Raw genomic sequence first — 13,240 nt, forward strand, 5'->3', positions numbered from 1 at the left:
AGTTATAAAAAATCATTTATATTAGAATTAATAGCAATCTGTTGTTTTCCTTCGTCGTGGCTAAAAATAAATCCTTCTTTATCGCCAACCAAAATACTCTCGTTGCTTGAAACGGCCAGCGCAGTGCCTTCGGGTAAACCGATGACTTTTTGGTTTGGATTGACCGTCAGATATTCGCTGATCCTCTGTTGTCGAGTCTCTCCATTGTGACCGGGTGGGTTCCCATCGAGGTAATGTGGGTTGATTTGATAAGTGACCAGTGACAAGGCTTTAAAGCTTGGCGGCTCAACAATTGGCATATCGTTAGTCGTACAGATCGTCGGTGCTGCAATGTTAGAGCCGGCACTCCAGCCGATGTAGGGAGTACCTTCTCGAACTTTTTCACCAATGAGTGAAATCAAGTCGTTTTCGTATAAGCTATTCAACAGGCAAAAAGTATTCCCACCGCCTACAACAATGGCATTGGCTTCGCGGACTGCTGTTTTGGCATCGTCGTGTTGATGAATAGAAGAAAGCTCAAGCCCTGACAGTGCAAATGCTTTTGATACGAGTTGCTCATATTCATCAAACCCAACAGAAATGCCCGCGTAGGGTATAAAAAGAATCTTGTTGTTAACGTCCGACTGATTTAGATGTTGCTGAATCATCGGAAGAGCGTGTTCGAGATAACCTGTATTTCCAGCTCGCGAACTACTCAAAAGTAGTAAATTCATCAAAGTGCCCTGGTCAATTAGAGTGGCGCTATTTTAACTGCTAAACCCAGGTACAGGCAAAGCCTGATTGACGGCTTTTAGTTTGTTGGTTTGTATCAGGTTGGAAAAGCAAGGTTGAGTGGTTCAGGGTTTATTGACTTGAATAACACATGACTTGAATAACACACAACAAAAATACACAGCCGGTCATCGTCTAACTGGCTGTGTGAATGGCAGTCAAGCTCGATAAAGCTTGCGTCGTTTATCCTAGGCTTTTAGTCGGCGTTATTTTTGTAAGCCGAGTAGCGTATTTTCAATAGCGTTTTCGATGAGTTTTTCTCGGTTTTGCCAATCGACCGTTGGCAAACTATAAAAAGCACCATAAATGCCATAAACCGAAAGGCCGATAATTTGAGAAACGATCAACATATCGTTGATTCTGAAAACGCCTTCATTGATGCATCTTTCTACTGAATGGTGCATCAAATCAATATATTGACGCGTGCCGTGCGATGCATAAACGTCAAAGTTTTCTGAGTTGTCTACTTTATGATCCTGAGTTGCAATACCCAGCTGATAACTTTTCGGGTTTTCAAGCCAGTATCTGACGTTTCTGTTCATCAAGTATCGAATGATATCCAAAGGCGCTCTTGCCAAAACTTCTTCTGACGGTTTGCAAAAGTTCCATAGATCTTCGGAAATATCATCCCAGAAATGTCTTAAAATGGCCTTTTTATTTTCGAAATAGTAGTAGATTTTAGTTGGTGCAAATCCAGCTTGTGCTGCGATTTTGCGCATGCTGGTACTTTCATAGCCTTCATTCACAAACAATTCTCGAGCAATTTCAATGATATTACTTCTTATTTCTTGCTTTTGAGTTTCAGAAAGCGATGGTCTTCCAGGTTTACGTTTTGTTGTTGCCACGATGCGACAGCTCCCCACTTGTTATTATTATTTAAAATAGGCAAAAGCCCCTCCACTTCACGCCGATTATAGAACAAAGTGGCGATAGATCTAGGTGTAAATATGACACACTTTTATCAAACGACATTTTTGCTGGCGAAATAATTGCATTCGCAATATTTAAATAGATCGGTTTTAAAAATTTTTAGTTTGTTGTATGCAATAATTATTTCAACAAATATCTCTTAACGAGAAAAGGTTAACTTAATATATAAATCAATCATCTGCGTTTTAGTATTAATGTTATTTAATAGAAAGCTGTCGTAACTTTACCGAATGAATAACTTTCTTTGTTGCATTTCACTATAATTGGGCGTAGATTTTCAGTTGCTATGTAGATTTTAATTTCATTTTAAGATTCTAAAAATACTCCGAAACATTTGCGTAAATGGCTGAGATAAAGGGGGATGTGGTGCGCGATAAAAAGCAACTCAAGGAGGCAGATAACTTAGCTTCCGAGAGCGGCGCACATTATCATTCTGCTCAGGAAACTATTACCTCAGTTTTAATTGTTGACAAGCAAGCGCAATCATATGATGCCATCATTAAAGTTCTTAAGCCCTTAGGCTATCAAATCAAATGTGTGGATTCTCGCGAAGAACTATTCAATAAACTGAAACGCATTCAGTTGTGCACGGTTGTATTGACAGAGTCATTTGTTCTTAACGCTGCCAAAAAAAATACAAAATCATTTTTTCAAAAAAAAATAAATGAGTTGGTTGGCGAAATAAAATCGGCTTTTCCAACAGTCAATATTATTTTTGCTGCAAATCAGAATGATAAAGCTTTAACTGTTGATGCTTTAAACGCGGGAGTTGATGATTGTCTTATTCGTGATAACGAGTCTCATCGATTTAGTAGCCAACTAACCGAAAGCCTGAATAAAATCAGGCAACGTAAAGTTTTTTTGAGCCGTCGAAGAGTGTCGCTGGATTCTCTCAACCAAATGCCTGTTGAAAGACGAGCTTCCACAAAAACAAAACCGCAAAATGAAAGTTTATATTGGCTTGATGCGATACCTGGCTGTGCAATGATCGTGACGCCAGAACTAAAAATGCTAGGCGTTAATACCCGTTGTGAAAAACTACTCGGTTATTTACCGAACGAACTAAACGGTTATTCATTAACAAAGTTGTTACCGCAAAAGCTTTTTGCGGAGCTGACAGCAAGGGTAAATAGTAGCACTAATTTTCCACGGGATATCCAAGGTAATACCGTGACTGAGTTAGTTGCCATAAAAGCGGATGGCGTTGGGATCCCTGTGCGTTGCCTGATCAAAAAAGTCGAGCTAGAAGAAAAGGCACGATATATTCTGAATATTGAAGATATCAGTCAGAGTATGAGTACTAAAGCCGATCAAGTTTACCTCGATAATTGGCAACAACTTGTCGGGGATTATTCACGAAAGCTGATCACTTTACCAGTCAATCAATTTCAAGGCGTTGTTGAAAGACTTTTGGTTGACGGAGCCAAACTAATTGCTTGTCAGAGAGTCACGCTTTACCAGATAAACGAAAAGCGTGATAGAGCTCAATTAATTTTCGAGTGGACTGAGAATAACAGCCAGTCACTTAAAACCTATTCTGAGCGGATCGATTTTTCTTTAAAAATGCTGGAGGTCAACCAGCTACTTGAAGGAAAAAAACAAATACTATTTCCAATGGATAATGTCGAAAAAACTCAACTTGATTTATGTTTAGGTCTGTCAGAGCACCTGGCCCAGGTAAATAGCTATTCCAGTTATTTGATACCCATGCTCAACCAGGAAGAGGTTTTCGCCTGGATTGGTTTTGATTTTCAATATCCGAGCAGGTGTTGGCAACAAGGTGAAATTGACCGGCTTGATAACCTGGCCGATTTGATTAATCGAGCGTTGTTAAGGAAAAAGTATGAAGAACTGCGCAGATTAACACATATTAAGTTAATTGAAACTCATGGCCGACTAAGTAAACAGGCTTGTCTTGATGGTTTGACTAAATTGGCCAACCGAAGATATTTTGACCGTATTCTCGAAGCGGAAATCAGGCGAGCGACAAGAGATAAAAGTTGTTTGTCTGTCTTGTTTTGTGATGTTGATTATTTTAAAAATTACAATGATCACTATGGACATATCGCCGGTGATATCTGCTTGAAAACAATTTCAAGAAATTTCGAAGAAAGCTTTAAGAGAGCAGGGGATTTTGTCGCTCGATACGGCGGCGAAGAGTTTGCAGTCATTTTACCTGGGTTAGATTGTCAGAATGCTTTTAATGCCGCAGACAATATGCGTAAAAGATTATCAGACTTGTCGATACCACATGAAAATTCACCGTTAAAAAAAATTACCATCAGTGTCGGACTAACCTGCATGAAAGCGCCGACAGTCGATCAGCAGGAGTTGATTTTACGCCGCGCAGACAAAGCTTTGTACCGAGCAAAAGAGAAAGGTCGTAACCGAGTCTTTGTCTATGACAGACTAAGAGCGAGCAAGTAATCTTACGATAATCTCGGTGTTAGTCGTTAATATTAGTCTGCAATATTTTCAAACCAATTATCACTAAATCCGATACCGGGCGGAAAAATGTTGTGGTATTCTTGCCCACTTATCAATTTTCCATGCAGTAAAAAGGTAGTAGCTCCACACAGATTTCATATTGATTGGACTGTGTTAAGCAGGGCGAGTCCATGAAGTTTTCAGGATTAGCCGTTAATACCAATAGCAGTTAAGACGAACACCATGACAAAATTAAAAGACTCAAGTATTTTTTGGGCGCTCATTATTACATTCCTTTTACTGTCGCTCATGCTCTGGAAGCATCAGTGGCAAGCGCCAAAACCCGCTAAGGCAGTTAAGGTTTCTGAAACTTTGCCCGACTTTGCGAAATATGCATCGATTAAAGAAAAAAAAGCGGCTTTTTTCGCCTACATCAGGCCGCTAGTTCAGCAACAAAACAGAAAGATAAAGTATGATCAGGCTTTTTTAGAGAAAATTGCTGAGGATTTACAGACTGCTACCCACCATCAAACCGCCAGTCTGCGAAAGCTGAAAAAATTGGCTAAAGTTTACCATCTGGAGTTTTCAGACGTTGAGCAGGTTATTGATGAATTACGATTGCGGATAGAACCTGTTCCTGATGCATTGGTGCTTGTTCAGGCTGCAAATGAATCGGCCTGGGGCACTTCGCGTTTTGCCCGAGAAGCTAACAATCTATTCGGCCAATGGTGTTATAAGCCAGGCTGTGGTGTGGTACCCAATGGTCGAAAGAAGGGCGCCAAGCACCAGGTCAGGTTATTTGATTCGCCAAAACTATCTGTGGCCAGCTATATGAAAAACCTCAACTCCCATGCGGCTTATCAAGAATTCCGCCAATTACGCCACCGGCTGAAATCATCGGGTCAAAGAGTGACTGCAATTCGGCTCGCGCCCACGTTGGAGCGTTATTCGGAGCGGGGCACCGAATATGTAGAAGAGCTAATCACGATGATTAAGCAGAATCGACTGGAGTAATGACCAGTTGCTCATCCTGTTAAAATTTACCTTATGGTTGCCAAGCGATTGAGCGAGGCTTGATCCAGATCATTTTGCCCGATTGTCAAGGGTGTATCTTTACCAAAGATGCTAAAAATAGATAAGCATTCCCGCATGAGTGAAGACTTTAATACCGGCGGAAATATGATATCGAGTTAAATGGCTGCTTTGGAGATGACTTTGGATGCCGTAAAATTAGAATGGGATGAGGAAATCCTCAAAAAGTATAATACTTCCGGTCCACGGTATACGTCCTATCCAACTGCGTTGGAGTTTTCTGAAGACTATCAGCTAGAAGACTATCTGGTTTGTCTTAATAATATTTCTGAAGATAAATCGCTTTCTCTTTACATCCATATACCTTTTTGTCAGAACATTTGTTATTACTGCGCCTGTAACAAGGTGATTACTAAAGATCGTAGTAAATCAGATCGTTATGTTGAGTATTTAATTAAGGAAATTCAGCTAGTTGCGGCGCAGTCAAAGGCTAAGACATTACGACAGGTTCATTGGGGAGGTGGAACGCCGACTTATTTGACGATGCAGCAAATTAGCGCTGTTATGGCGGCAATTCGGGAGAATTTTGAGCTGCCAGACACCAAAGCTCTCGTTGGACCATCGGCTGAAGTATCCATTGAAGTCGACCCAAGAGCATTGGCATTAGAAGATATCAAAACACTTGCAGAACTTGGTTTTAACCGGATGAGCTTTGGGGTGCAAGATTTTGACCCTAAAGTACAACAGGCAATTAATCGCGCCCAGCCATTTGAAATGACCCGGGAAATGGTCGATGAGGCGCGCAACCAGGGATTTAAGTCGATTAACATTGATCTTATTTACGGATTACCTCATCAAACAACGGAGACATTTCAGCCGACGCTCGAAAAGATTATTGAAATTTCACCAGATAGAATTTCGTTATTTAACTATGCCCATTTGCCGCACCGGTTTAAACCGCAACGACGAATTAACCGCGATGATCTGCCGTCTCCAACTGAAAAGCTGGCCATTTTGGAATACTCCATTAACACATTACAGCAAGCAGGTTATCTGTATATCGGAATGGACCATTTTGCTAAGCCTGACGATGAGTTGGCCATTGCGCAGCAAAATGCTTGTTTGCATCGGAATTTCCAGGGGTATACCACCCATGAAGAATATGAATTAATCGGTGTCGGTGTTTCGTCAATTGGCTCATTAGGCGGCCAGTATCATCAGAATGTGCGTGATTTAGATTCTTACTACATGGCACTTGATAAAGATGAATTGCCCAGCTGGCGCGGGGTTGGAATGTCAGTTGACGACAAAATTCGTAAAACGGTTATTTTTGAACTGATCTGTCACTTTGAAGTGTTTAAACAAGCAATAGAAGAGAGTTTTGATTTAGAGTTTGACCGGTATTTCGAAAATGAGTTGAAATTACTCAGGCCTTTTATCAACGACGGACTATTAGTCATTAATGATGAGTCAATTAAAGTGACCAACAAAGGTCGACTATTAATTCGCAATATATGCATGATGTTTGATGCGTACTTAAATGAACTGCAGGTTTTGCAAAGTTATTCGAAGGTGATTTAGATTATTTAATAAATATTAGAAGTCGAGATACCGATAAAGGATATCGACGAATGTCAGTTGATTGACCAAGGATCGCATCAGCACGATGTGAGCCTCTGGTTGGTATTTCTCTGCAATAAATGATTGTGTCGAGATTTAGCTAAGTTATTGATCATTTTATTCAAATGCACGCACTTTACGCTCCCGTTTTAATGAAAATAGGGTATAATTTACCTGTTTGAAACAAACGGGAATCGAATTAAATTGTCTAGTAACAGCTCCTTACGTAGTGAAATCAAGTGCCAAACTTGTAGCATTAGACGCTTATGCTTACCTGTCATGCTGGCCGATTCTGAAATTGAACATTTGGATAACATTGTTCAACGAAAAAAAGTGCTCAAAAAAAATGAGTTTTTATTTCACGCCGGCGATCAATTTGATTCCATTCATGCGATTCGTTCAGGTAGTCTGAAAACTTATACTATCAGCACCGATGGTACTGAGCAGATTACCGGCTTTCACTTACCAGGTGAGATCGTTGGTTTAAATGCAATAAGCAGCACGCAATACCCAAGCTTTGCAAAAGCACTAGAAACGTCGATGGTTTGTACCATTCCATTCGATAAGCTCGAATCTCTTTCTAGAGATATTCCTGGGTTGCAGAAACAGATTTTTAAAGTAATGAGCGGTGAAATTCGCGAAGAGCAAGAGCTAATGATGCTGCTCAACAAAAAGAACGCGGATGAGCGATTTGCAGCATTTATTATGAATTTGTCTGCTCGATTTAAAAGACGGGGACTATCAGACAAAGAGTTTCAATTAACCATGACTCGTGGTGATATCGGAAATTATTTGGGATTGGCCGTTGAAACCGTTAGTCGTTTAGTAACCCGGTTGCAAAAGCAAGAATTAATTGCCATTCAAGATCGATATATTCAAATCGTCAATCAAGTTGGTTTAAGTCAGCTGGCCGGGACTGCCTGTCACATATAGTAAACATACGTATTGCTCGGTTAAAGTAATGTTCGGTTAAAATAATGCTCGGTTAGAATAATTGACACCGAGATCTGCGTTTTATTAATTTACTGCTCAAGTTTAAAAGCACAATAGTTGTCATTGTGCTTTTTTGCTGTCATATTTTGTTGACTTCATATGGTTTTTATTAATGCTGATAGGCGCTGAAGAAATTACTGGATTAATACTTGCCGGCGGGCAAGGACGTCGCGTTGACGAAAATGACAAAGGAATGTTGCACTATAAAAATAAACCAATGATTGCCTATCAAGTTGACTGGATGTGCCGACAAGTCGACCAGGTAATGATTTCTGCAAATCGAAATCTTAGTGATTATTTATCTTATGGTTTTCCTGTATTAATTGACGCGGTCGCAAATTTCCCGGGGCCGTTAGCCGGAATAATGAAAGGTCTTGAACAAAGCTCAACGGAATGGGTTTTTGTACACCCCGTTGATATGCCTTTAATGCCAGAAGATACAATCCACCAACTGTGCGCCTCTATCGCCCAGAAAAAATCAGCTTACTATCTCAAATCTTCGGAGCGCTCCCATTTTTTATCGTTGTTAATTTCGAAAAGTACTTGCCAGGATTTAGTTCACTTTTTAGGTCGTGGGGAGAGAAGAGTTAGAGACTTTCTAAAAATAATCGATGCGCAACCGGTCAACCCCGGCATCAGCGAAAAATGTTTCGCTAATTTCAACTATCTTGCAGACTACAGCAATTAACTACCAGACCTGATTAGTCGGGTCATCAAAGATGGTCATCAAAGCTGGCTACGCTTACTTTTCTTCAAATCAATTTCCAGATAAACCGCTGGAGACAGAGTTTCTGAGTTCGATTCTCTGATGAGAATACCTTGTTTGCTGGGCCTGTCTTCGAGTTCGTCTTTCAAGTCGGCTCGATTGATATGTAACGCCATTAAGTTGGTGTCGCTAACATAGTCAAAATAACTTTCGTTATCGCACGTTTCTACTGCATAACCCATTTTTTGGTGGGGTGAAAGTGCGACTTCATCTTGTAGTTTTTGATGTGATAATAATTGCTGTGCTTCCGCACGAGAAACTCGGTATTTAATTGTCTGGTTTTGAATTCTGATATACATCGCACTTGTTCCGAAGAAAGACTATCGTTTTTCGTTTAAAAGGGTTATTGCCAATAAAGCATCGTCGGGTAAAAGTCGATGATGTCACCTTTTTCAATCGTTTCTTTATTTTCAGGCGCGACAGCCCAACCATTGGCTTGGGTGAGCGGCTTTATTTTAAATGACTCTTGACCTTCTAAAATAGTTGTTTCTAATTTAGTTGAGTTGATGTTGACTGCAGCCTTTAAAATGACACGAAAGCCAACTTTTTTATTCATACCGTTTTGTACAACCGCAGTTAACGGTTTTTCTTGTGGTAACCCAAGAATATTTCGAAGCAAGCTAGAAACAAAAAACCTTAGCCCTATTGCAGAAGAAATTGGGTTGCCTGGTAAGCCAAAATAATAACTGCCGTTTGGAAATTTTGCGAACAGGATCGGTTTACCGGGGCGAATTTTGGACTTATGAAAAATAATCTCGCCGCCGAGCTTTTTGATTGTCTGCGGAATAAAGTCAAAATCTCCCATAGAAACCGCACCGCTACTAATTATAATTTCCGTTCCTTTGTTCAGTTCCTGCTGTAAATCGGTGACGAATTTTTCGACTTCGTCAAAGTTCGTACCTGCGTCATGCACTTCAACGGGCAAGTCTTTAAACCATTCAAAGATGAATGGTTTGTTAGAATTTCGAATTTGCCCCGGTTTTAAACTTTGGTTCGGATCGTCAACGAGTTCTTTTCCCGTTGAAAATACTGACACATTAACTTTTTTGAAAACTTTAACTTTGGCAATTCCCAATGCGGCGAATGCCATCACAGTATTAGCGTTGATAATTGTTCCCCACGATGTAATCGCTTCGCCTTCGGAAAAATCTTCGCCGCGTTTGCGAATATGTGCAGCAAGTTTTGGTGTGGAAAAACAAACGACTTGATTGCCTTCTAACTGCGTATTTTCAACGGGGATAATACTATCGAATCCTTCGGGTACTGGCGCACCTGTCATAATTTTCCAGGCTTTGCCTTTTGTGTCAGTAATACTCTCAATATTATCCCCGGCAGCTGTAAGCCCTATCAACTCTAATGAAATAGGGTTACTTTGATCTGCGCCGCAAAGATCTTGACTGTTGACTGCATAGCCATCCATCGCAGAATTATTAAATGGCGGTACAAAGACCGGTGAGGAAATCGACTGTGCAAGCACTCTACCTGAGGCATCGTTGATATCGACAATCTCGGTATCAACAGGTGATGAGTGCTCAATTAATAATTGTTGTGCTTGAGCAAAATCAATTAAGTAATTTTCTGTGTATCGATTAGATTGATTATCGTTCATCTTATCCGCCTACGGAAGCAAGGTGAGGTGTGCCACCCGGATTATTATCGTGAAGAAAATGTTGTTTGCGTTTGTTTTCGAGCAACCGACAAAGTGTTTGTTTAAGTTCCTCTCGCTGTGACTCGCTTTGCAAAAGGTGTCGAACGCTAAAACCGTGCTCGCCAAATAAGCACAAGTGAAAGTCACCAACTGAAGAAACTCTCAGTCGATTACAGGTATTACAAAAATCTTTAGAGTAGGGCGCAATGACGCCAAAGGTTCCCTGATAGTCAGGGTGAACATACTCAATCGCCGGTCCGGCACCTGGCTCTCTCAGTTTCTCCGTCCAGCCGTTAGCAAACAAATAGTTTTTAAGGACCTGGGCGGAGACGTGATATCGATTGAAATAATCATGGTTATCGCCGGTTTGCATCAACTCGATAAAGCGCATACTCAGTTTCGATTTTTTGAGCAGACTGGTGTACTCACCAAGTTGGTGGGAGTTGACATTTTTTAGTAATACAGCGTTTAACTTCACCCGTTTGATCGATGAATTTAATGCGATATCAACACCGGCTAATATTTCTTTGAGACGATTGTGTCCAGTCAAACTATGGAACAGTTTGGGATCGAGGCTATCGACACTAACATTTAAATGAGTAAGTCCTGCGCTCGCCCAGTTCTGAATTCTTTCTTTTAATTTATAACCATTGGTTGTCATGGCAATTTGTTTAATGCCGGAAATTGCCTTAATGGTCTTAATGATTTCATCGAAATCTTTGCGAACGCTTGGTTCGCCACCAGTCAATCTAATTTTCCAGGTACCCAATTCTGCGAATGCAGAGACGAGATTTTTGATTTCTGGTAGCGTTAAAAAGTGTTTCTTTGAATCGCATTGATAGCCATCAGGCAGACAGTAGTCGCAGGAAAAATTACAGACGTCTGTTACCGACAGGCGCAAATACGGAAACTGGCGACCTTGCGGGTCGATTAATTGATAACTCAAACTAAGCTCCTTTCCAAACACGGGAGGTCAGTCAATTTCTCAACTAACCCTGGCAGTTTTAACTGCGGCAAAGTAAACCTATCTAGCTTATTTAATAAACCCTGGTCTATTAAATCCTTATCTATTTCACCATCGATTAAACCGGTGAATAAGCAGACTTAGTCCAACAATGCTCGGAGTCATGACAGCTTCGTCAATGCAACGAGGCTGTATAACATCTTACAGTAATCAAAATAACGAAACAATGAATCAAGGCAAAACGGTATTAGCAAACGATAAACTGTCCAATATTTGTCGTTTCAAGGTGCTAATAGCGGCGACAACGAGGCCAATTATCAAAAGTATAGCTGCATACAGTATATTATTTTGATATTGGCTATTTTATTAAACTCGCACAAAACTATGTTGATGTGGATCAAGGTCAGTTTATGTGAACAGAGTAAATTACACCTGCATCCTGGTGGTGCCAGTGTGGTTAAGAAGCTGTGCCTGTCTCTTCTGAAGGCGTTTGTCTTAAAACTCAATCACTCGAGCATGAAGCTTGGTGAATTTGAACTTGCATAATGACAGGTTACGAAAAGTTTCAATATAACCGTTATCGTTAGTTTATATCCGTGCTACTTCAAAATGTAGATATCAGAGCTTCGTCAGAAAGCTTGAACAAGACACAACTTGCCGTGAATGGTAAACCCTTCACAAAAGTTGTAACGCTGTGCAAGTTTTCTGACGGAGCTCCCAAAGGGCGAGGCAAGAAGCCATCCTCTTTGTCGTTATGATAGCTTGAATTAGAATGACTAATCCGGCGCCATCATGCCTCAAATAGAATGGCTTCTTGTCACGCTGAAATCTGCATTTTGAAGTAGCACGGGTATATATCCTTTTGAGGGGATGTGTAATGAAGTTTCAGTTCAACAAAAATAGAATCGCTGCGTGTGTACTAGCTGTTATGTCAATGGGAGTCCATGCTAATGAAGAACAAAAGGGGATTGCTGAGGGGATTAGTAGTACCGTTGACGTGAGTTTTCGTTATCGAATCGAAACCGTTGATCAAGAAGGATCGCTTGAAAAAGCAGAAGCCTCAACCCTGAAAACGCGCGCGACGGTTAAAACCAGTTGGTCATCTCAATTTGATACCTTGATTGAGTTCGATAACGTGAGTGTAGTTGGATGGGACGATTATAATGCTGGCGCTGGAAATACGCCGGATACAACCAATCACGCGGTTGTTGCCGATCCTGAAGGAACTGACTTAAATCAGGCATTTGTGAGATATCGTGGCGATAATACCAGTGTGGCCTATGGTCGCCAAAGAATTTTGATTGGTAATCAGCGATTTGTCGGCGGGGTCGGCTGGCGACAGAATGAACAAACCTATGACAGTCTTACCCTGAACTCTGAGTTTGCTGAAGATTTTAAACTCTCGTTTGCCCACGTATTTAACGTCAATCGGATTTTTGGGGATGATGTTGACGGTGGTGATCACCGTCACGATACCAACCTGGTAAATCTTGACTATAAAGGGCTAGGAAATGGTACTTTGTCGGCATATTACTTTCAGATTGATAATGAAGCGGCTGCCGGTCTTTCAAATGATACATTCGGTGTTCGCTACAGTGGAAAGGCAGGTAACTTTGCTTACGCAGTAGAGTATGCCTCTCAATCTGATGGCGGCAATAATCCTAACGATTATGACGCGGATTACTTTCTTTTAGATGCTAAATATCAGCAGAAAAATTACGCTTTTGGTGCAGGTCTGGAAGTTCTGGGAGGAGATACCGCGGGCGGTCAGGGATTTACTACTTCGCTGGCGACGTTACATAAATTTCAGGGATGGGCTGACGTGTTCCTGGGAACCCCTGTTGCCGGGATTGAAGATTTGTACATCAATGGATCTTTTAAGGTCAATGGTTTCAATTTCAAAGCCATTTATCATGACTTTTCAACGGATGAGGGCGGTGTTGATTTAGGGACTGAAATAGATTTTGTGGTCTCAAAGAAAATCAACAAAAACCTGTCGGCGATGTTTAAGTACGCGGATTTTAGTAGCGATAACGCAGCTTATGCCTCACGTGAAAAAGTATGGGTAATGTTGACTTATAAGCCTTAA

The 13,240-nt window shown here is 40.8% G+C and carries 11 protein-coding genes and 1 riboswitch; of the genes, 6 read left to right on the forward strand and 5 right to left on the reverse strand.

Translation table 11 applies throughout. The annotated features are described in order from the left end of the window. Positions 1-2: 2 nt before the first annotated feature. Together pepE and FLL46_RS11625 are read right to left on the reverse strand one after the other, a co-directional pair. Positions 3-713, reverse strand: a complete 711-nt coding sequence (gene pepE, locus FLL46_RS11620; protein WP_142893694.1) for a dipeptidase PepE — start codon at positions 711-713, stop codon at positions 3-5. A 264-nt stretch (positions 714-977) separates the two neighbouring features. Beyond that, positions 978-1,616, reverse strand: coding sequence for a TetR/AcrR family transcriptional regulator (locus FLL46_RS11625; protein WP_168204136.1), 639 nt, complete (start codon positions 1,614-1,616; stop codon positions 978-980). A 427-nt stretch (positions 1,617-2,043) separates the two neighbouring features. Here FLL46_RS11625 and FLL46_RS11630 point away from each other — a divergent pair, with 427 nt between their 5' ends. The 5 genes from FLL46_RS11630 to mobA all read left to right on the forward strand — a co-directional run bounded on the left by FLL46_RS11630 (position 2,044) and on the right by mobA (position 8,461). After that, entirely contained in the window at positions 2,044-4,128 is a 2,085-nt protein-coding gene (locus FLL46_RS11630; protein ID WP_142893696.1) for a sensor domain-containing diguanylate cyclase, read from the forward strand. Positions 4,129-4,371: 243 nt separating this feature from the next. Continuing rightward, complete coding sequence (locus tag FLL46_RS11635; protein WP_142893697.1) at positions 4,372-5,142, forward strand: glucosaminidase domain-containing protein; 771 nt, start codon at positions 4,372-4,374, stop codon at positions 5,140-5,142. Positions 5,143-5,337: 195 nt separating this feature from the next. Beyond that, the gene (hemN, locus tag FLL46_RS11640; protein ID WP_142894181.1) at positions 5,338-6,741 is read left to right on the forward strand and encodes an oxygen-independent coproporphyrinogen III oxidase; all 1,404 of its coding nucleotides are present in this window, start codon (positions 5,338-5,340) and stop codon (positions 6,739-6,741) included. Positions 6,742-6,984: 243 nt separating this feature from the next. Beyond that, a complete protein-coding gene (fnr, locus tag FLL46_RS11645; protein WP_168204138.1) occupies positions 6,985-7,713 on the forward strand; it encodes a fumarate/nitrate reduction transcriptional regulator Fnr in 729 nt (242 codons plus the stop codon). A gap of 172 nt (positions 7,714-7,885) precedes the next feature. After that, a complete protein-coding gene (gene mobA, locus FLL46_RS11650; RefSeq protein WP_142893699.1) occupies positions 7,886-8,461 on the forward strand; it encodes a molybdenum cofactor guanylyltransferase MobA in 576 nt (191 codons plus the stop codon). A 38-nt stretch (positions 8,462-8,499) separates the two neighbouring features. On the opposite strand, the gene FLL46_RS11655 is transcribed toward mobA, so the two are convergent. The 3 genes from FLL46_RS11655 to moaA form a co-directional block, all read right to left on the reverse strand. Beyond that, positions 8,500-8,838, reverse strand: a complete 339-nt coding sequence (locus FLL46_RS11655; protein WP_142893700.1) for a DUF7009 family protein — start codon at positions 8,836-8,838, stop codon at positions 8,500-8,502. 44 nt (positions 8,839-8,882) lie between these two features. Then, positions 8,883-10,148: a molybdopterin molybdotransferase MoeA gene (locus FLL46_RS11660; RefSeq protein ID WP_142893701.1), complete on the reverse strand. Its 1,266-nt coding sequence runs from the start codon at positions 10,146-10,148 to the stop codon at positions 8,883-8,885. Between the two features lies 1 nt (position 10,149). Next, complete coding sequence (gene moaA, locus FLL46_RS11665) at positions 10,150-11,133, reverse strand: GTP 3',8-cyclase MoaA (protein ID WP_142893702.1); 984 nt, start codon at positions 11,131-11,133, stop codon at positions 10,150-10,152. Next, a riboswitch (molybdenum cofactor riboswitch) is annotated at positions 11,124-11,324 on the reverse strand. It overlaps the preceding gene by 10 nt. Before the next feature lie 704 nt (positions 11,325-12,028). Between moaA and FLL46_RS11670 the strand changes: the two genes are divergently transcribed. Continuing rightward, on the forward strand, positions 12,029-13,240 hold the full coding sequence (locus tag FLL46_RS11670; RefSeq protein ID WP_142893703.1) for an alginate export family protein: 1,212 nt from the start codon (positions 12,029-12,031) through the stop codon (positions 13,238-13,240).

The sequence above is a fragment of the Aliikangiella coralliicola genome, assembly GCF_007004725.1.
Taxonomy (GTDB): Bacteria; Pseudomonadota; Gammaproteobacteria; order Enterobacterales; family Kangiellaceae; genus Aliikangiella; species Aliikangiella coralliicola.